The sequence below is a fragment of the Actinoplanes sandaracinus genome (assembly GCF_030009775.1).
Taxonomy (GTDB): Bacteria; Actinomycetota; Actinomycetes; order Mycobacteriales; family Micromonosporaceae; genus Actinoplanes; species Actinoplanes sandaracinus.
This window is the reverse complement of the sequence record NZ_JASCTH010000017.1, coordinates 213,933-233,950: the sequence shown is the minus strand read 5'-3', so window position 1 is coordinate 233,950 and position 20,018 is coordinate 213,933. Positions and strand designations below refer to the sequence as shown.

At 69.2% G+C, this 20,018-nt stretch carries 16 protein-coding genes; 7 read left to right on the top strand and 9 right to left on the bottom strand.

Annotated elements, in window-relative coordinates; genetic code table 11:
* The 3 genes from QLQ12_RS25955 to QLQ12_RS25945 all read right to left on the bottom strand — a co-directional run.
* Positions 1–3,112 (bottom strand): LamG domain-containing protein (locus tag QLQ12_RS25955; RefSeq protein ID WP_282763062.1); only part of this gene is annotated, 3,112 nt, incomplete at its 3' end.
* Positions 3,113–4,901: 1,789 nt separating this feature from the next.
* Complete coding sequence (locus QLQ12_RS25950; RefSeq protein ID WP_282763061.1) at positions 4,902–5,552, bottom strand: DivIVA domain-containing protein; 651 nt, start codon at positions 5,550–5,552, stop codon at positions 4,902–4,904.
* A gap of 214 nt (positions 5,553–5,766) precedes the next feature.
* A complete protein-coding gene (locus QLQ12_RS25945) occupies positions 5,767–6,720 on the bottom strand; it encodes a DUF4142 domain-containing protein (protein ID WP_282763060.1) in 954 nt (317 codons plus the stop codon).
* Between the two features lie 598 nt (positions 6,721–7,318).
* Here QLQ12_RS25945 and QLQ12_RS25940 point away from each other — a divergent pair.
* The 3 genes from QLQ12_RS25940 (at position 7,319) to QLQ12_RS25930 (ending at position 9,086) form a co-directional block, all read left to right on the top strand.
* Positions 7,319–7,867 (top strand): VHL beta domain-containing protein, encoded by a 549-nt coding sequence (locus QLQ12_RS25940; protein WP_282763059.1) that lies wholly within the window; start codon positions 7,319–7,321, stop codon positions 7,865–7,867.
* A gap of 380 nt (positions 7,868–8,247) precedes the next feature.
* A complete protein-coding gene (locus QLQ12_RS25935) occupies positions 8,248–8,583 on the top strand; it encodes an ArsR/SmtB family transcription factor (RefSeq protein WP_282763058.1) in 336 nt (111 codons plus the stop codon).
* Positions 8,580–9,086 carry an SRPBCC domain-containing protein gene (locus QLQ12_RS25930; protein ID WP_282763057.1) on the top strand — a complete coding sequence of 169 codons (507 nt, stop codon included), beginning with the start codon at positions 8,580–8,582 and terminating at the stop codon, positions 9,084–9,086. Before QLQ12_RS25935 ends, QLQ12_RS25930 begins: the two co-directional genes overlap by 4 nt.
* Positions 9,087–9,131: 45 nt before the next feature.
* Here QLQ12_RS25930 and QLQ12_RS25925 read toward each other — a convergent pair whose 3' ends face one another.
* Positions 9,132–10,013 carry a glycosyltransferase family 2 protein gene (locus QLQ12_RS25925; protein ID WP_282763056.1) on the bottom strand — a complete coding sequence of 294 codons (882 nt, stop codon included), beginning with the start codon at positions 10,011–10,013 and terminating at the stop codon, positions 9,132–9,134.
* 97 nt (positions 10,014–10,110) lie between these two features.
* Between QLQ12_RS25925 and QLQ12_RS25920 the strand changes: the two genes are divergently transcribed.
* A complete protein-coding gene (locus QLQ12_RS25920) occupies positions 10,111–10,983 on the top strand; it encodes an SDR family oxidoreductase (protein ID WP_407651569.1) in 873 nt (290 codons plus the stop codon).
* Positions 10,984–11,054: 71 nt separating this feature from the next.
* On the opposite strand, the gene QLQ12_RS25915 is transcribed toward QLQ12_RS25920, so the two are convergent.
* A complete protein-coding gene (locus tag QLQ12_RS25915) occupies positions 11,055–11,669 on the bottom strand; it encodes a DNA-directed RNA polymerase II (RefSeq protein WP_282763055.1) in 615 nt (204 codons plus the stop codon).
* A gap of 102 nt (positions 11,670–11,771) precedes the next feature.
* Here QLQ12_RS25915 and QLQ12_RS25910 point away from each other — a divergent pair, with 102 nt between their 5' ends.
* Together QLQ12_RS25910 and QLQ12_RS46910 are read left to right on the top strand one after the other, a co-directional pair.
* Positions 11,772–12,995 carry a GNAT family N-acetyltransferase gene (locus QLQ12_RS25910; RefSeq protein ID WP_282763054.1) on the top strand — a complete coding sequence of 408 codons (1,224 nt, stop codon included), beginning with the start codon at positions 11,772–11,774 and terminating at the stop codon, positions 12,993–12,995.
* A gap of 300 nt (positions 12,996–13,295) precedes the next feature.
* Positions 13,296–13,622, top strand: a complete 327-nt coding sequence (locus QLQ12_RS46910) for a hypothetical protein (RefSeq protein ID WP_407651573.1) — start codon at positions 13,296–13,298, stop codon at positions 13,620–13,622.
* A gap of 69 nt (positions 13,623–13,691) precedes the next feature.
* Here the strand turns inward: QLQ12_RS46910 and QLQ12_RS25900 are convergent, their stop codons facing one another.
* The 4 genes from QLQ12_RS25900 to QLQ12_RS25885 form a co-directional block, all read right to left on the bottom strand.
* Positions 13,692–14,177: a ribose-5-phosphate isomerase gene (locus QLQ12_RS25900; protein WP_282763053.1), complete on the bottom strand. Its 486-nt coding sequence runs from the start codon at positions 14,175–14,177 to the stop codon at positions 13,692–13,694.
* A gap of 12 nt (positions 14,178–14,189) precedes the next feature.
* Positions 14,190–15,107 (bottom strand): alpha/beta hydrolase, encoded by a 918-nt coding sequence (locus QLQ12_RS25895; protein ID WP_282763052.1) that lies wholly within the window; start codon positions 15,105–15,107, stop codon positions 14,190–14,192.
* Positions 15,107–16,303, bottom strand: coding sequence for a DUF1015 family protein (locus tag QLQ12_RS25890; protein ID WP_282763051.1), 1,197 nt, complete (start codon positions 16,301–16,303; stop codon positions 15,107–15,109). The genes QLQ12_RS25895 and QLQ12_RS25890 overlap by 1 nt, the downstream gene beginning before the upstream one ends.
* A 356-nt stretch (positions 16,304–16,659) precedes the next feature.
* Positions 16,660–17,331 (bottom strand): mycothiol-dependent nitroreductase Rv2466c family protein, encoded by a 672-nt coding sequence (locus tag QLQ12_RS25885; RefSeq protein WP_407651568.1) that lies wholly within the window; start codon positions 17,329–17,331, stop codon positions 16,660–16,662.
* Positions 17,332–17,432: 101 nt separating this feature from the next.
* On the opposite strand from QLQ12_RS25885, the gene pepN reads away from it, so the two are divergent.
* Positions 17,433–19,988, top strand: a complete 2,556-nt coding sequence (pepN, locus tag QLQ12_RS25880) for an aminopeptidase N (RefSeq protein WP_282763050.1) — start codon at positions 17,433–17,435, stop codon at positions 19,986–19,988.
* Positions 19,989–20,018 lie beyond the last annotated feature (30 nt).

Genomic DNA, 20,018 nt, shown 5'->3' with positions numbered 1-20,018 from the left:
CCCACACCGAGACCGTGTACGACTGATCGGTACGCAGCACCTGCCGGTCCTGCCACAACGTCAACTCGTTGCCGTCGCCGTCCGGCGGGGTGGTACCGGTCTTCACTGCCGACCTGCCGTACTCGGAAGTGGTCTGCGGTGTCGTGCCGTCATCGGACGGGAAGAACTGATCATCGAGCCACAACGCCTTCACACTGGCGTCGCGACCGGCGCCGATGTCGGCGCCCCGGGTCAGTGCGAGCCACCGGCCCCAGGCAGTGCTCGGGTCGGGTGCCTCGCAGGAGTCCCGCCGATCGGTGACACCGCACAGGACTGCAGACTCGAAATCCCATGCCCCGACCTGGATGGGCTTCAGGATGCCTGGCTCGTCGAATCCACTGGCGTCAGGATCCGACGCCAGCCGTCCGGTGAAGTCATCCGGCGCCAGCGCCCGGTCGAAGACCTGGACATCAGCGATCGCACCGTTCCAGAACCCGCTCGCCATCCCGCCGGCGAAGCCACGGCCAACCGCGAACCTACCCGTCGCCGACCACGGTGCAGCAGACCGGTCGACCTCGGCCACCTTCTTGCCGTCGACGAACAGACGCACCTTCTTCTCGACCACGTCGAAAGACCCGGCGACGTGCACCCACCGGCCGACATCACCCGAAGTCAGAGCGGTCGGCGCGATCGCTGCGACGGTGCCGCTCGACTGCGCGCTGGAGTCCTTCAAAGCGAACGACCAGTACGGGACTGGGGTGGCACCGGCACGGCGCACACCGAGTTCGAACCCGGCGGCATCCGCACCATCCTGCGTTGCGAACGTGACATCCCCACCCGGCAGCGCGCCGAGGCGCACCCAGCCGGCGACACTGAACGAACCGGCCGTATTCACCACAGCGGCACTCGTGGTCGCCGCTGAGGAGGTTCCGTTGAACGTCGCGGTCTGCGCGTCTTTCAGGCGAGCATCACCGGGCCAGCTCACATTCGCGGCGGTCAGCGGTGAATCAGCCGGCGCGGGAACCTGGTCGGTCAACGCACTCGCCTGCGGCACACCCGGATAGGCCTCCAGACCCCACCGCGCCACCGGAGCAAACGGTTGCCCCACGATATGGAAGTCGAAGAAGCCCGTGCCCTCATTGAGAGTGGCATCAATCGCCTTCAAATTCAGAACGTTTCTTCCGAACCGCTGGGCAGTAACCTCCACCTCGGCGAACCGCGGCGTCGTACCGGAGGCGGCGACCACCTTCGTCGCCGCATCCCACCCGTACTGGAACGTGGTGACATCAGCATCAGGCGACTCGATCCGGAACCGCACCGTCCGCCCCGGCGCAGAGGCGTTCGAAATCATCGTCCCCTTCACCTGCGGAACCGCGGTGTCCACCGTGAACTGACACCACGCCGACCACGGACCCGTCTGCGAGTAGGGGGACTCGTCAGTAGCTCTGGCACGGAACGCGTACGTCCTGTTCTTCTCCACCGCGACCGTGGCAGTAGTCGCGCTCGCCCCCGGCGAGACGTTGGTCTTGTTCGGCGGTGCGGCCCTTCGGCCCGGCGAGTTGTCGTTGACCGAACCCATCCCGCCGGCCGGAACCTCGACCCACTCGAAGGCACCGGTCAGCGAGTCGCCGCCGTCAGCGTCATGGAATTTCGCCGTGAACGTCGGGCTGAGCGTCCCTACCGACACCGCGCCGCCGCCGCACGGCATGCCTGCCACCTGCAGATCTGTCGGAGTGGTCGGCCTGGTGTCATAGTCGGCCTTCAACCTGGCACTGCCCGGCTTGAACTTCTTCCACCGTGCCTGCGTCGACTCACCCTTACCCTCGGCATCACGCGCCGTGAACCCGAAAGCGACGGCCGGCCAACTCTGGTTCGACGCGTCCTGCATCAATGATGTGACGGCCGCCCCTTTGAAGACCATGTCCTCGTCGCCCTGAATCACCCCGCACCCACCGGCCTGATTGGCCCGCCCGGAAGCGCTGGCCAGGTGCCGCAACAACCCCATGGACGACCAGGTCGCCTTCGGCGTCGAGTTGATAGCCGAAGACCAGGACATCGACGCCACCGTCCTGTCGCAGGACCAGGAGTGATCCAACTCCATCTCCACCTGGGCGGACTCGATGTGCTTCCCGATAAGCGTCCAGTGCTTGAAGCTCGTGTTGAACTGGAAGAACGACCGGTACAGAGCCCCCGTGTCCGGGTTATGGCCGACCCGAGCCGTGGAGGTGTCGGAGTTGGACGACCCGTTGTTCGTCGCATACGCCCACTTCACCTTGGCGATCGACCACTCCGGATCGACATACAACGGGAACACCGCGTCCTTGAGCAGCGCAGCATCCGGACGCAGCACCAGGTCCCCGCCGGACAACCCCACCGACACCGGCGCCATCCGGGCCGCATCACCAACCACCTCATCCGTCGACGGCGAGGCCGGCGGCGTCTGCTGCAACGACCGCAACGTCCGGGGGCCCGCAGGAGCAGTGGTGCGCGAGTCCCACATCACCGCGGGTTCACTCGACGCGAGCACCGAGCCGTTACTCACCGCCCGCAAACCTCCGTCGACCGCCTCAACCTCGGCGTCACCGCCCAGCTCGAACCGGACCTCCCGGACCGCCGACGCCGCAGCAGCCGACTTGATCTTCAGGACGTGGGTGAACCCGGTCTCCGTCGCCCGGACCACCAGATCCACCCCGGACAACACCTCGGAATAGGTAGCCGCGTTATCCAGGATCGTGGGAGGCGGCAGCAGGCCCGGCCACGACATGGTCATCGTCCGCCCGCCTCGCGTCAGCGTGACCAGCGGCGTCGGTACCGGCCCTCCACCCGAGAACGCCACATCGGCTACCGACGCCGCCGGCCGCAGCAGCCCATCACTGCCGGGACGCAACGTCAGATCGACATCCGCCCACCCCGCACCACGCCGCACCCGCTCCGGCAACACCGACGACTCAAACGTCATCCGCCCATCCGGCTGCGCAATCACCTGCGAATACTCATTGCGCAAGGTGTCCACCACCACCGGCATGCCACAGTCGGCCGCCAACTCAGAAGCAGCAGACTCCGTACGGGCAACATCGCTGCACGCCGCCGCCGCCGGCATCGTCAGGCTCGGCACACCAAGGCCAGCGATCATCAAACCCGCCGCCAGACAGGCAGGCAGAATCCTTGGCCACATAGCGTCCCCCGATCAATGCGCAACGGCACCGGAACACTACGTACGGGATCGAGAGATGGCTAGATTTCAATTTCGGTCAGATGCCCCAAGGTGGACATCGCGGCATCAATGCAGAGTGTGATGAGATCCACACAGTGATGCCGGGCTAAGCGCTTGAGTAGTCGCCTCATTTTGAGGTGCCAGGGGACGGGACGTCCCGTGGCTCTGACCCCGCTCCGTCGAAGCGGGGGGAACTCACAAGCGACCAGAGCCACACCGGAACTACCCAACACCAGCGGCACTACCGGTCTGCGCGGACGAGCGGGCCAAGCGCTGGCCGAAGCGCGGTGAGCTGGCCGAGGACCAGCTCTCCACCCATCCTCAATTCAGAGTCAATGCAGGCAGTGCCAGCCGAGGCCGGCTCGGTTTCCCTCGCCCGTTTCGTCGGCGCTGCCTGCTACGGTCCCCGGGTACCCAGACGTGAGGGCCACGCGATCCAAGCGGATTTGACGCCACCGTATTCAACAGCATCAGTACGAAACGCGGCGTCCAGCGTGGGATGCCGGTGTCGACACCCTGCTCCCCGGTTACACAGCTCACAGCACCTCATCTGCGCCTACCAGGCCGCCTCACGGCAGCCGGCCACTGGACCACAGTGGATAGATCAACCGCTACCGCACCAATTCTCCCGCCGACGGCGATCCGGCGCCGAGCGTCGGTCCCGTCGATATTCACGATCGGCGGCAGGTCGGCACACCCCACACCCGGCAAGCGATAGGGATCTTGGTAGGGAACCGTCTGGGATCATCCGCCCAGCCCTGCGACGTGTCGGGACAAGCACGCACTGCCTGCTCCTGGTCGACCGACCAACCAACCAGCGTAGCCGAGGCTCGGCGCCTGCTGGTCAGGGCCCTACAGAACATTTGTTCTATCACGCCTTGCAGGTTCATAACAGTCCTTCCGCACGCACATTCGAGTGACCGGGCACCGGGCACCGGGCACCGGGCACCGGGCACCGGGCACCGGGCACCGGGCACCGGGCAGCGGGCAGCGGGCAGCGGGCAGCGGGCAGCGAATGGTAGGGATCTTGGTAGGGAACCGGTTGGTATGGCCCGTCCGGCCCCGGAACCCACCGGGACGAAGCTGGGATGAATCAGCAGGTCAACGGGGTTCAGCGGGGCCGGGCGGGACCGTCCGGGATGATCGACTTGTTTCTTCCAAACTGATTACGCGAGTTCGATTCTCGTCGCCCGCTCCACTCCGAAGGCCCAGGTCAAAGCGGTTCGCCGACCTGGGCCTTCGTCATTCGCCCACCCGGATGATCTTGCGTTCCAGCAGCCGTCCGGGTTGGCGTCCCGCCCGCGCTCGCCGGGCTTGCGGCCGCTCTCCGGCCGGTCTGTCGGCTTGCTGCGCTTCGCCCGCTTGCCGCCCGCGTCCTTCGCCGGCTTCTCGGGCCTCCGGCTCTGGCGATCCGCTCCCGCGTGCTGACGCCGCTCGCCGCCGCGATGATGCCCGCCGCGGACCTCGGCGATCCGAACTCCAGGCCGCTTTTCAAAGCCGCCAGCGTCCGGGGTACGCGCACCGCGCCGACCGTCAGGTCGACATCACAGCGCCTGGGGCACGGCCAGCTCTCCCCCGCCCGGCCCGGAACGCAGCGACGGTGATCAACGCCACGTAACGCGGCGGCATCAGGGCCGAATGCGGTCGGGTCGCCGAGGCGATGACGCAATCAGAGAAGAGCTTGCCTCTCAACTTCTGACGGTAAGCGCTACAGGTAGGACAGGGGCGTCTGGAGCTGCGCCGGAGGGAGCAGTTTGGGCACCTCTTGTGTCATCCGGTCGCGCAGCGACTCGTGGAGGTGGTCCAGCTGTCCCTTGAGCCGGTCGATCTCCTCGAGTGCGGCGGCTCGATCGCCGAACAGTCTGTTGATCGCCTCGCCGTGCCGTGCTCTGGCGTCGCTGTCGATCGTGGAAGCCGACAGCTGCGCCTCGGTGAGCATCTTGTCGGCCTTGGTACGGGCGGCGTTGAGCAGCGCCTCCGCATCCCGTTCCGCGTGTTGGACGTGCTGGTCGGCGAATCGCTGAGCGATGTCGATGAACTCGCTGAGACCACCGGGGGATGGCTGCGGCTCACCACGTGCCACCGTCCAGCAGCGTTCCAGCTCGACCTGCACGTCGCGGGCGCGCTGCTCGGCCCGTACCAGTTCGTCCTCGAGTCGCTCCAGTTCGGCGGCGAGCTCACGTTTCGTGGGGCCGCCCCGCAGTTCCTCCCGCAGTTGCCGGTTCTCCGCCCGCATGCGAATGATCTCCCGCTGCGCCTCCTCCACGAAGGCGTCGACCTCATCCTTGTCATAGCTCCGCGTGCCCAGCGACGCGGAGCTGAAGACCGCATTGCTGATGTCGGCCGGACTCCATGACACATCGGTTCCCTTACGTTGGGTAGCGCGTTCCGTCACCACGGTGGCTCCGGCTCACGAAGGGCGGAACGTATCGGCACCCCTGTTTGCCGTCTGGAGGCGCACAGCAGGATTCCTTGACCGGTAGGCCGCTCAAGGCGGGAACCGGTGAGGGGTGTCCCCCTGTGGCCGCCAGAGCACGCGAGGCCGCGGGACTGCGCGTGAATGCGGAAGGCTGTCATGTGCGGCGGCCCGCTTGGCGCAGACGGTTCACGTACCTCCCGGCGGCTTCGGCTGCCCGGCCAGCGGTCTTCCGTTGCCCGGCCGGCTGCAGCGCTGGAAGGATTGGCACTGCTGGTGACGGGGTGTAGCGGTACTTGCCGCGATAGCGCGAGCCGGGCCGGAGATCGGACGGGAGAACCCGCCAGGTGACGAACAGCGCCGCGCCAACAGCCGTGATCAGCAGGGCGACGAGTACCGGCGTTCTGGTGAACGGCGATGGCGCGTCGGCGCGCTCGGCTGCCGGCAGGGCCTGCGTGGTGGCGGGTGGCCCGCTTGCGGCGGCTGCCGGTGGCGGAGCGGTGGGCAGGGCCTTGAAGTCGACGATGCCGCTGCTCTCCAGCAGGGTCATGTGTGTCATGACGAACTGGTTGGTGCGTTGGGCGAGCTTGCGGACCGTGTCGTTGCGGGTGCTCGCCCGGATCGTGGCGATGGCCGGGAAGATTTTTCCGTGCGCCGCCCGCAACCGGTCGATGTAGATCTGGTCAAAGGCGGTTCCCTGCGCCTGGCGCATCTCGTCGAGCCAGCCCTGCTGGTCATTGTTGGGCTGGCTCGGCAGGGTCACGCCGAGTTTGCCGGCCGCGTCGACCACCAGTTTGTCGAGCACGCCGTGCTGGGCGGCGATATCACGTCCGATGGACTGGATTCGCTCACTCTTCGACTTCTGCTGCGCCATCTCCCCGGCGGGTATCTCCCACAGCCCAGCAAGGCGAACCTTTGTCAGGAAGTCTCGGTCCGCCTCCGAGAGATCGCCCTCGCCGCGATCGGACAACAGTCCACTGGGCGGTTCCGGCACGCCCGGTTCGGCGTGCGCGCTCTGAGGGCTCAGCACGATCAGCGCAACAGCGGCCATTACCCCGCCGGTCAACTGTCTACGCCATCGCGGCATCCGATCAACGGCGAACAAAGTCACTCTCCTCAATGGTGAGAATTCAGCGATCTTGGCGGCTAGAAGTACGCAGCAGAAGTGGTTGTGGATCAACTGATCCTGTCGTTGACCAGGCAAGAAGCGCGGGAGCCCTCCCAGGAGAAAATGGGAGGGCTCCCACACCAGGAAGTCAGAAAGGTTATTAACAGTGGCGGCGATCGCCGATCTGGCGAACTACGCAGTAATGACTGAACCACGCTCTGAAGGACGGTTTTCCGACTGCGTGACAAACACGCCAAGTCGTCGCCATTTCATGAGGCATCGACGTTGACGATGCATTCCGCCATGTGCAGAATCAAGGCACATCGTTGCCGCGACGCCATCGAGGTCGAAATTGTTCGAGGACGCCCCCGTGACATCCAACGACGATCCGCTGCCGAACACCGGACTGCGCATCGGCCGATGGGTGCCCGAAATGGCGGACACCACGTCTCGCCACGGCGCCCATCACCACACCGGTCGCCTCGCGCCGGCACGCCATGATCCGGCAGTTCAGCCGTCAATGCCGCAACGGGCGCCGTCGAGGCCCTCCCGTCGGCCGGCTCGCCTGTCGCGGCGTCAGCGCCGGATACTCGCCCTGAGCTTGGCCGGCGTCGTGTCCGCCGGATCGGCCGCGGCCCTGCTGCCGCCCACCACTGAGCCGGCGGAGTTCCACGCCGGCTCGATAGCCGTCGGCGTCGCGGATCCGGGCCGCCCGTCACCGGAGCCGAGCGAGTCGGTCAGTTCCTCGCCTGAGACCGAGTCGAGCAGCTCCGCACTTCCTTCCCGCTCGCCGTCATGGAAGTCGCCGGCCGCACTCGGCCAGAGGTCCCCGTCACCGGCGGCGAGCGCCAAACCGACTCCCGCTCCGGCCGAGGTCACCGTCCTTTCGGCGCACCGGGAGAGAGATCTCCGCTCGATCGTGACCGAGCAGCAGACCGAGATCGATTTCGTCAACCACCGGGACGAGCCCGTCGTCATCCACTGGCTGGACTATCAGGGGACCCGGGAGCGTTACGTGGTCCTCGACAGCGGAGACACCCGCCAGCAGCCGACCTACGTCGGCCACCCGTGGGTGGTCACCGACGTGAAGGGCCAGAGCCTGGTGGTCTTCCTGCCTGCCACCCGGCCGGCTCAGGCGACGATCACCTGATCAGAGCGCCATCCGCCCCGCGAGTCACTCGTCTCGCGGGGCGCTCGCATGTGCCGGGTTCGTGATGGCGGGACGGGACATGCCCGCACTGCGCCGGGCGACTATGGCCGGTCGGTCTCTTCCCGTGCTGCGCCGGGACGGCCAGCGCCGCGTCTTGTCGTACTCCGCTGCGGTGTGTCGCCTGCGGCCGGGCATGGAGCCGCCGCGCCGACCGTCCTGACCCCGCTGGAACCGGACGATCTGCTGCCGCCTGCACGAAACCGCCGCCGCAGGGCGGACCGTGATGCGCTGAGCCTCGTGTTCGGACCTCGCCTTGGACGCTGCTGGAGTGCGTCCCGCCGCGCTTGACAGGTGACCATCTGGTCACATAACTTAGCGTCATGACGGACGACGAGGGGTTCGACGACGCTCTGGTCTTCAGAGCGCTGGCCGACCCGAGCCGCCGGTTCCTGCTCGACCTGCTCTATGCGCGTGACGGCCGCACGCTCACCGAGCTGGAGTCCGAGTTGGAGATGACCCGGTTCGGCGTCGCCAAGCATCTACGGGTGCTCGAGGAGGCGGGTCTCGTCGTCGTGCGCCGATCCGGCCGGGAGAAGCTGCACTACCTCAATCCGGTGCCCATCCGGCAGATCCATGACCGGTGGATCGACAAGTTCACCGAGCAGCACGTCACCGCACTGATCGATCTCAAACGAGCGCTGGAGGAAGAGTCATGAGCGACACCCAGGTCTTCCGCATCTGGATCAAGGCACCGGCCGAAAAGATCTGGACGGCCATCACCGATCCGGAGTGGACCGTGAAGTACGCGTATGCCGCACCCCAGTTCTTCGAGCTCAAGAAGGGCGGCCGGTTCTACTCCACGGCCACCGACGAGATGAAGGCGTATTCGGAGGCGAACGGGTGGCCGCTGCCGGAGGTGATCATCGATGGTGAGGTGCTGGAGGCCGAGCCGCCCCGGCGCCTGGTGCAGACCTGGCGGATGCTGATGGACCCGACCACCGCGGCCGAGCCGTTCACCACGCTCACCTACGAGATCGAGGACTCCGCTCCCGGTGTCTGCCGGCTCACCATCACGCACCACACCCCGGGCGCTCCGGCCACCGCCGCGATGATCGCCGGGAACACCGAGGCCAACGCCGATGGTGGCGGGGGCTGGGCCTGGGTGCTCAGCGACCTCAAGTCCCTGCTGGAGACCGGCAAGGTCCCCACCGAGGCGTGACCCGTGCGGGTGGCCGGCACCCGCACGGGTGCCGGCCACCGCCGGTCAGCCGACGTATCGCCGGGCCGTCGACCGCCGCTGCGCCTCGTCGAGCCGCCCCAGCCTGGCCTCCACTCGGGCCGGGCGGGGGCGGCGGTCGGCCAGCAGCCACCCGAGGCCACGGACCGCGTCGACCGCGCCGAGCAGCGAGGTCCGGTCCCGAGGGACGGTCCGGGCCAGGAAGACCGTGCGGCGTACGGCCGGGACGAGCGGCCGCCGCAGCCAGGTGAACCAGAGCGTGTTCCGCAGCCCGACCCGTCGCCGGTGGGTGCTGTCGCGAAGTCTCGACGCCTGGTGGTGCACGGTCAGGCCCTCCAGGTAACACAGCTCCCAGCCGGCCACGATCAGATCCGTGGCCAGCAGCTCCTCCTCGCCGCCGAGCCAGAGCCGCTCGCTGAACCCGCCGGCCGCCTCGAACGCTTCGCGCCGCACCACCGAGGCCCCGGCCAGGAAGCTGCCCAGCGCCGGGCCGGGCATCCAGACCGGCGCGGGCACCGGTGAGTCCCGCAGCTCGGCCACGATCGGGTCCTCGACACCGCCGGGCTCGACCACGATACGGGCGTTGACCAGCGCCAGCCGTGGGTGGGCGTCGAGCACGTCGGCGGCGCGGGCCAGGGAGCCGGGACTCCACCAGGTGTCGTCGTCGCAGAAGGCGACATACGGGGTACGCGTACGGCGTACCCCGATGTTGCGGCCGACCGCGCCGAGGTTCTCGCGGAGGGCGACCACCTCGATGTCCGGATGTCGTTCGCGGACCGCGTCGGCGGTCCCGTCCGTGGAGCCGTTGTCGACCAGCACGACGTGCGGCCGTTCCGGCAGCCGGCGCAGCCGCCGCACGCAGGCCAGCGCCTCCTCGCGCCGCTGCCAGGTGATGACGACGACACTCACTCGTGGATCCGTCATGGGCGGCGGCGTACCCCGAATCTGGTTATTCGCACGTCAGGTGGGAAAGCGGACGACAACCGTTCCCTACCAGGAGGCAGACGTGGACCCGCGTGACCTGTACCCGAAACCCGAACTGGACGGCGGCGACCAGCAGCCGCCCGGACTGACCACGGCCATGCCGGACCGGCCCGACCACGGCGAACAGACCTACCGGGGCAGTGGCCGCCTGACCGGGCGCAAGGCGGTCATCACCGGCGGCGACTCGGGCATCGGCAGAGCGGTCGCCATCGCGTTCGCCCGGGAGGGCGCCGACGTGCTGATCTCCTACCTTCCGGAGGAGCAGTCCGACGCCGCCGACACCGCGCAGTGGATCGAGAAGGCCGGCCGCAAAGCGGTGCTGGCGCCCGGCGACATCCGTGACGAGGCGCACTGCCGGGCGATCATCGACAAGGCCCGGACCGAACTCGGCGGCGTGGACATCCTGGTCAACAACGCCGCCTACCAGATGGCCCAGCCCGGCGGGATCACCGAGATCACCGATGAGCAGTTCGACCGGGTCATGAAGACCAACCTGTACGCGATGTTCTGGCTCTGCCGGGCCGCGGTGCCGCACATGCCGGCCGGCGCGACCATCATCAACACGGCGTCGGTGCAGGCGTACCTGTCGTCGAGCGCGCTGCTCGATTACGCCACCACCAAGGGCGGGATCGTCGCCTTCACCAAGGCGCTCGCCCAGGACATGGCCGAGAAGGGCATCCGGGTCAACGCGGTCGCGCCCGGCCCGATCTGGACGCCGCTCATCCCGGCCACCATGACCGAGGAGAAGGTGAAGTCCTTCGGTGGGGACACGCCGCTCGGCCGCGCGGGCCAGCCGGCCGAACTGGCCTCCGCCTACGTCTACTTCGCGTGCCAGGACTCCAGTTACACCACCGGTGAGGTGCTCGGGATCACCGGTGGAAAACCCGTCAGCTAACGCATCGCGCCGGGGGCCCGGCAACGGCGAGGCGACGTCGTTGCCGGTGCCGCCGAGCGGGGTGGGGCCGGCTAGAACGTGCCGGTGACCCAGTTGACGGCGCCCATCACCCATCCGGTCTGGCGCAGGAAGGCGAACCCGGCGACGGTGAGGAAGAGCCCGGCCACCACGTGCGCGCCGCGGGCGGTGTGCCGCACCCGGCCCATCCGCTGCTCCAGGACGAGACGGCCGACCAGGCGGGCCAGCGCGAACACACCCGCGGCCACGGCCAGCGTCACCATGAAGATGATCAGCGGGCCGATCAGGTTGCCGCCTTCCGAGAGCGCCCAGATGCCCCAGCAGACGAAGGCGAACAACACCGCGGCGCTGCTCCACTCGCCGCCGCGACGCAGCTGCCGGACGTGCCAGCCCAGACTGCGCTGCGGGCGCGGCTCGGCGTGGCCCTCGGGCCAGCCGGTGCCGGTGGGCTCGTGTTCGGCACGGAACTGCTCGGTGCGCTGGGTGACCCGGGCCCGGCCCTGACTGAACGGCGACGAGTCGGGAGCCGGGGGCACCGGCCCCGGAGAGGTGGGGACCTTCGACGTGGGCTCCTCGGCAGGAGCCGTCCGCGAGGTCGGTTCCTCGGCCCACGGGTCCTGCGGCGGCATGTCGAGCGTCCGCTCGGACCACTGCGGTTGCTCCGGCATTTTTCCCCTCTCGTCCTGCGGTCGGTGACCGGCGACATGTTCGAGCGTAGCGAGCCAACAAATAGGTCGCCGCAGCACACAGCAGTCCGTTACACACAGGCTATGAAGGAAGCGATAGAACTTCGCCCCAGCACCCCCGATGACTTCCCGGCGATCTGCCGTCTGCTCGGCACGGTGTTCCACGAGGACATCGCCGGAGAGCTGAAGGAACTCGAGGCGGGCGTCTTCGAGGTGGACCGCTCTCTGGTCACCGATGACGCCGGGCTGGTGGTGGGTCATATCCAGGCCTTCACCCGCGAGCTGACCGTGCCGGGGGCGGTGATCCCGGCCGCGCACGTCTCCGGGGTCGGTGTGCTTCCCACCCATCGGCGGCGCGGCCTGCTCAACCGGATGATGCACCGCCAACTTCGGGAGATCGCCGCGGCCGGCCGGGAACCGGTGGCGGTCCTCTGGGCCAGCGAAACCTCGATCTACCCCCGATATGGGTACGGCGCGGCCGCGTCCCGCCTGTTCTTCAACATCATGAACCGTGAGGTCCGTCTCCCCGCCCCACCGCAAGAGCCGTCCGGGAGGCTGCGGATGGCCGAACCGGACAGCCTGCTCGCCGACATGACGAAGGTCTACGAACAGATGCGGCCGGACAGGATCGGCTGGTCCAGCCGGGACGACCGGTGGTGGCGGTTCGTCCTGGGCGATCCGGAATCCCATCGGGACGGCGCGACCAAGCGTTACGCCGTGGTTCACGAGGGCCCGGGCGGCCCCACCGGCTACGCGCTCTGGCGGATCAAGGACGGCTGGAACAACCACGGGCCGAATGCCGAGGTGCAGGTCCGTGAGGTGGCCGCCACCGACCCGGAGACCTATCTGACGCTCTGGCGTTTCCTTCTCGGCATCGATCTGTCCCGCAGCGTGACCATGCGGCTGGGTTCCGTGGAGGAGCCCCTCCTTCACCTGGTCGACGAGCCCCGGCGGCTCGGCCCGTCGTTCGTCGACGGGCTGTGGGTCCGCCTGATCGACGTGCCCGCCGCGCTGGCCGCCCGCCGGTACGCGACCGCGGTCGACGTGGTGATCGAGGTCACCGATCCGATCCTCACCCAGAACTCCGGGCGCTGGCGGCTCACCGGCGGACCGGAGGGCGCGACCTGCACGGCCACCACCGACCCGGCCGACCTGGCCTGCTCGGTGACCGACCTGGGCGCGGCCTATCTCGGCGGCACCTCCCTGGCGGCGCTCGCCGCCGCGGGCCGGGTCCGGCAGCTGACCGCCAACGACCCTTCGATCGCGTTCCGGTGGCATCGGCTGCCGAGTCCGACCGAGGTGTACTGAGCCGGCCGCCGCGGCGGTACCGTCGGCATCATGGGCCAGCCCGAACGCCGACGCCGCCGCGTGCGTCCCTCCTCGGCATCCACCGAGGCGGTCACCGACGCGCCCGCCACACCGGCTGCGGCCGGTCCCGCCGCGACTCCCGCGCTCGCCCCGCCGCCCGCGCCGGTGCCACAGCCGCCGACTCCACAGCCACCGGTGCCACAGCCGCCGACTCCGCAGCCGCCACAGCACCCCGTGCCACACCCTCCGGTGCCGCAGCCGCCGGCGTCGTCGCCTGCTCCCGCTCCGCAGCAGGCCCCGGTGCCGACGCCGCCGCCCGTTCCCGGGCCACCGGCCGTGGCGCCCTCCGAGGCCGACAGCCCGCCCACCGGCAACGAGCGGCCGTCCGGGCGGCCGACCCGCGGCGGTCTGCCCAAGCGCTCCGGCGGTCCGGGCTCCGACGACCGTGAGGCCGAGCGAGGGCTGCGCGGCCTGGTCGGCTCGGGTTCGTCACAGGTCAGTGTGGGTGCGGCGCTGCGGGCCCGGGACGCCTCCCGGCCGTCCGACGCCGACCTGGCCGAGGCCGAGCGGGACCTGCCGATCGTCCGGCGGAACTGGCTGCCCCGCGAGGAGCTGCCGCGTCGCTGAAGCCCAGCCGGTCCCGATGCTCTCCCAGCCCGCCCGGACCGGCGCCGACGCCGAGAGCGGTGAGGCGGGTCAGGCGGTGGCCGCGGACTCCGGCAGCTCGGGCAGCGCGCGGGCGACCTCGTACTCGGCGAGCTGGTTGATCCGCCGGGCGTGCCGGGCGTCGCCGGAGAACGACGTCGAGATGAACGCCTCGACGAACGCGGTGGCCTCGTCGAGGGTGTGCTGGCGGGCGCCGATCGCGATCACGTTGCTGTCGTTGTGCTGCCGGGCCAGCTCGGCGATCTCGGCTTTCCACACCAGCGCGGAGCGGACGCCGGGCACCTTGTTGGCGGCGATCTGCTCGCCGTTGCCGGAGCCACCGATCACGATGCCGAGCGAGCCCGGGTCGGCGACCACCTTGACACCGGTGTGGAAGCAAAACGCCGGGTAGTCGTCCTCGGCGTCGTAGACGTGCGGCCCGACGTCCACCACATCGTGCCCCTGCTTGACCAGGTGGTTCACGAGGTGGTTCTTCAGCTCGAAGCCGGCGTGGTCGGAACCCAGGTAGAGACGCATGTCAGAAGTCTTTCAGAAGGTGAGGGCCGAACGCAGGGCGGACGCCACCTGATCAGCCGCGGCCCGTGCGGCGTCGATCGTGGCGAGTTTGCGGGCGAAACCGTGGTTCACACCCATGTAGCGGGTGTGCACCACCGGGACGCCCGCGGCGATCAGCGCGTCGGCGTAATCGGCGCCCTCGTCGCGCAGGGCGTCGTACTCCGCGGTGATCAGCAGGGTGGGTGGCATGCCGGACAGGTCGGCCACCGCGAGCGGTGACACGTCCGGGGTGAGCCGCAGCAGCGGATCGGGGACGAACGTCTCCCAGGCCAGCTTCATCGAGGCCCGGTCCAGGCCGTACGAACCGACCTCGTCGTAGGACTCGGCCGAGGTGAGCGGGTCGAGGGCCGGGTAGATCAGCGCCTGGAAGTCGAGCGGGGTGGCCGCGTCACGCTGGCGGCGGGCGGTCACCGTGGCGAGCTGGCCGCCCGCGCTGTCCCCGCCGATCGCCAGCCGGGACACGTCCAGCCCCAGGTCGGCGCCGGACCGGCGCAGGTGGCGCAGAACGGTCTCAGCGTCGTCCAGAGCGGCCGGGAAGACGTGCTCCGGGGCCAGCCGGTAACCGGCGGACACCACGGCGCACCCGGAACGGTCGGCCACCCGGCGGCAGAACCGGTCCACCGTCTCGATGCTGCCGTAACACCAGCCGCCGCCGTGCAGGTAGACCAGCACCGGGGCGTTGGTCTTGGTGGCGTAGAGACGGCAGGGCACACCGTCGGCGTCGAAGTCGGCGACCACCGGCAGCGGCAGTGCCGGGCCGGTCTCGGCCTCGTTCGCGTCCTCCATCGCCGCCCGGACGCCGAGCAGGCGCTGGTAGGGGTCCGCGGCCAGTTCCTCCGAGGACGGCCGCCGCCTCAACCCGGCAGCGGCCGTCACCTGCGGGTGCAACATCAGCGAATGTCGGCCACGACCAGGCCGCCACGGGCCTTCGGGGTGAACCAGGTGCTCTTGCGTGGCAGCTTGAGCCGTTCCAGGTTCACCTCGACGAAGTCGTCGACGGTGACCGGGGCGATCAGGATCGCGAGCTCGGCACGGCCCGCGTCGACCTCGCCGCGCAGCCACTCGACCGGGTAGTCGCCGCCGATGTAGGAGATCCGCTTGTCGCCCGCGTCCAGACCCAGCGAGTCACGCAGCAGGACGCGCTCGACGAGGGCGTGGTCCAGGTTCTCGACAGAGGTTCCGGAAGGGTCGGACGGCAGTCCGACCGCGAACGAGCGGCCGGAGCCGTACAACTCGATGGTGCCCTTGCCGGGGAGACGCGCGTCGCGCGGCAGCTCGGTGAGCGTCGCACCGGTCGCGCGGAGGCGCTCCAGGAGCTCGTCGAGCGACGTCGGCAGCTCGCTGACCAGGCGGTTGTAAGGCTGGATGAAGACCGAGGCCGGGGTGGTGACCACGGCCAGGAAGCGCGGCAGACCGCCGGTCTGCGCGGCGAGGCTGCGGTGGTTGCCGTCGGCGACCACCAGTTCGCCGCCGCCGGCCAGCGCGAGCAGCCGGTCCTGGAGCTCGCCGGGGCCGACCGGCCAGATGGCGTGCGTGCGGCCGGCGGGGTCGACGTCGGTGGAGGCCGGCTCGCCGGCGGCGTCGGTGGCCTCGGCCAGCGCGGCGTGCAGTTCCTCACCGCGGCCGGTCTGCAGCAGCAGGACCGGCGAGAGCAGCGCGCCCACCGCCTCGGCGAGCGCCACGCGCTCGCGCACCTTGCTGATGAAGACGTCCTCGTTGCGGATGACCAGGCCGGGCTCGTCGGCGTTGGTGGAGATCTGGTCGGTCTCGACCATGCTCCACAGGCCGTAGGCGGGCGCCTCGCCCGGCGCGGTGATGCGGTAGAGCACCACGACGTGCTCAGCCCGCCGGTATTTCTCCTCGGCCTGATCGCGCTGCAGGCGGACGACGGCGTCCGGCAGTGACTCGAGGAAGGACTTGCCGAGGGACTCGGGCGCGAGATGCGGCATCTCGACGGCCAGCGCGCTGTGCGGGTTGGCCGTGATGATGTCGGTGATTTCGGCGTCGTCGGCGAACTCGTCGTAGTTCTGGGCCCCGGTACCCCCGTTGGTGATCCAGGCCAGTTTGATCGGGTGCACGACCGTCATGGCAGGCAACTTACCCGGAGCGCCGGCGGTGCCTACCCACCGGCGTCGCCCCTGGTGACCTGCTCAACTGTGCCGTGGCCGACTGCTTCACCGCTCGTTCGGCCACGTTTGCCGTCACGGTCACCGGAGGAGCGAGCATAGAGGCCACATCGGGGGCTAAATCGACCCATACCCCGCGCTGCACACTGATACTCGAGCCAGCCGATTCGGTTTCCGGCATGAGCCGCCTCCGCGTTGGATGAGGTGTACGTCACCTCATCCAACGACGGATCTTGAGACGGGCATCGCCTTTCCGGACGACCGCCACTCAATAGCAACCCAGTCGCCTTTCCCGGCGCCCGTCACCGGACGGCGGCTCAGTCGAAGATCGGGCCCAGGTCGCGACTGCGCTTGAGCTCGTAGAAGCCCGGGGTGCCGGCGACGAGGACCACGCCGTCCCAGAGCCTGCCGGCCGCCTCGCCCTTCGGCGCCGGCGTGATCACCGGCCCGAAGAAGGCGACGGTCTCCCCCGGGTTCGGGCCCGGGGCGTGGATGACCGGGGTGCCGACGTCGGTGCCGACCGGCTTCATGCCGGCGTTGTGGCTGGCCCGCAGCGCCTCGTCGCGGGCATCGGTGTTCGCGGCCTCGGCCAGGTCGGGATCGAGGCCGACCTCGGTCAGCGCCTCCCGGAACAGCTTCTCGCCGAGTTCGTACTTCTGCAGATGGATACGGGTGCCGAGAGCGGTGTAGAGGTCGCGCAGGACAGCCGGCCCGGCAGCTTCCGCGGCCGCGATGCAGACCCGGACCGGGCCCCAGCCCTTGGCCATCAGGTCCTGGTATTGCTCCGGCAGCTCTCGGCCCTCGTTGAGGACGGACAGGCTCATCACGTTGAACCGGACGGTCAGCGGACGGACCTTCTCGACCTCCAGCAGCCAGCGGGAGGTGATCCAGGCCCACGGGCAAAGCGGGTCGAACCACATGTCGACGGTCGACGATTCTGTCTTCAGTCCGCCCTCGGGTGACGGTTGGGGCGGTCGGATCGCAGTCATCCTTCGATCTTCCTCCTTCCGCAGCACCCGGTCGGGGTGAGTTACGTCGCCGTCGCCGCATAGGCTTCGGGGAAAAGCAGTCAGCTCGAAGGAGAGTGCACGTGGCCGGTGTTCACAACCTGACCCAGGTCGAGGCTGCCGAGCGTGGTCGATTGCTCGAGGTGACCGGGTACGACATCACCCTTGACCTGACCGACGGGCACGGCAACCCCGGCTCTGAAACGTTCCGGTCCACCACAGTGATCAACTTCAGTTGCGCCGAACCGGGCGCGACGACGTTCATCGAAGCGGCCGCCGCGAAGATCCACTCCGCCACCCTGAACGGCGCCACGCTGGATCTCAGCGCCTGGACGCCCGAGAACGGCCTGCCGCTGCCCGGGCTCGCCGCGGAGAACACCCTGATCGTCTCCGGCGACTTCGGTTACTCGGCGAGCGGCCAGGGGCTCCAGCGCAGTCTCGACCCGGTGGACAAGGAGGTCTACCTCTACAGCCAGTTCGAGACGGCGGACGCGCAGCGTGCGTACGCGTGCTTCGACCAACCCGACCTCAAGAGCGTCTTCACCTGGCACGTCACCGCGCCGGGGCACTGGAAGGTCGTCTCCAACATGCCGGTGGAGACCGAGGAGGAGGCCGGGTCCGGCGCCAAGACGGTCCACTTCACCACCTCGCCGCGGATGAGCACCTACATCACGGCGATCTGCGCGGGGCCGTACCACGAGGTCCGCGACTCGCACGACGGCATCGAACTGGGCGTCTTCTGCCGCGCCTCGATGGCCCGCTACCTCGACGCCGACGACCTGTTCCTGATCACGAAGCAGGGCTTCGACTTCTTCCACGAGCACTTCGGGATCCGCTACCCGCTGCCGAAGTACGACCAGCTGTGGGTGCCGGACTTCAACGCCGGCGCGATGGAGAACTTCGGCTGCGTGACGCACGCCGAGTCGCACTACATCTTCCGCTCGCAGGTCACCGACTACGAGTACGAGCAGCGCGCCAACACGATCCTGCACGAGCTGGCGCACATGTGGTTCGGCGACCTGGTCACCATGCGCTGGTGGAACGACCTGTGGCTGAACGAGTCGTTCGCCGAGTGGGCGAGCCACTGGTGCAACACCGAGGCCACCCGGTTCGCCGACGCCTGGTCGACGTTCCTGTCGATCCGCAAGGCCTGGGGCTACCGGCAGGACCAGCTCTCCTCCACCCACCCGGTGTACTGCGAGATGCCGGACCTGGAGGCGGTCGAGGTCAACTTCGACGGCATCACGTACGCCAAGGGCGCCAGCGTGATCAAGCAGCTGGTCGCGTACGTCGGCCTGGACCCGTTCCTGACCGGTCTGCGGGCGTACTTCGCCAAGCACGCGTGGGGCAACGCCACCTTCGACGACCTGCTCACCGAGTTGGAGACGGCCTCCGGCCGAGAACTGCGCAAGTTCGCCGCGCAGTGGCTGGAGACCTCGCAGGTGAACACGCTGCGCCCGGTCGTCGAGGTGGACGCGGACGGCCGCTACACGAGCGTCGTCGTGCAGCAGGAGGCGCCGGCGGACTACCCGACGCTGCGCACTCACCGGGTCGGCGTCGGCCTGTACGACCTGGACGGTGACCGCCTGGTGCGGCGGGACCTGATCGAGGCCGACGTGGCCGGTGAGCGCACCGAGATCGCCTCCCTGGCCGGGGTGAAGGCTCCCGACCTGCTGCTGGTCAACGACAACGACCTGACCTACGCGAAACTGCGGCTGGACGAGCGGTCGATGGCCACCCTGGTGCGGCACATCGCGGGCTTCGACGCGTCACTGCCGCGGGCGCTGTGCTGGGCGGCCGCGTGGGACATGCTGCGCGACGCCGAACTGGCGGCCCGGGACTATGTGGCCCTGGTGGTGGCGGGTCTGCCGGCCGAGACCGACATCAACCTGACCACGGCCACCCTGCGGCAGGCCACCATGGCGCTGACCAGCTTCGCCGACCCGGAGTGGGCGCCGGCCGGCTGGGCGATGCTGGGCGGCATGGCGCGGGAGCAACTGGCCGCGGCCGAGCCGGGCAGCGGCTGGCAGCTCACCTGGGCGCGGGCGTTCATCACCGCCGCGCGCACGCCCGAGCAGGCGGCCGAGCTGCGCGGCTGGCTGGGCGACGGCCCGAAGCCGGAGGGCCTGGTGGTCGACACCGAGCTGCGCTGGTCGCTGCTGCAGACGCTGTCCGCACTCGGCGCCGCCGCGGAGTCCGAGATCGACGATGAGCTGGCCGGGGACAAGACGGCCAGCGGCGAGCGGGAGGCCGCGGTCGCCCGGGCGCTGCTGCCGACAGCGGAGAACAAGGCCCGCGTCTGGGCCGAGCTGACCGGCCCGCAGGCGCCGCCGAACTGGCTCAACCGGTCGCTGCTGCAGGGCTTCCAGAGCACCCGGCAGGTGGCGCTGACCGCGCCGTACGCGGCGAAGTTCTTCGAGGCGGCCGCGGACGTGTGGGCCCGCTCGGACAGCGAGCCGGCGCAGGAGTTCGCGACCATGGCGTACCCGGCGTTCCAGATCAGTGAGGAGACGGTGGCTCTCACCGACGCCTGGCTGGCCGAGGACGGTCACCCGGCCTCGCTGCGGCGGCTGATCGCCGAGGGCCGCGACGGGGTGCTGCGGGCGCTGAAGGCCCGCGCCAAGGACAGCGCGAGCTGACCGTAAGTGATTACCGGCCCGTTCCACGAA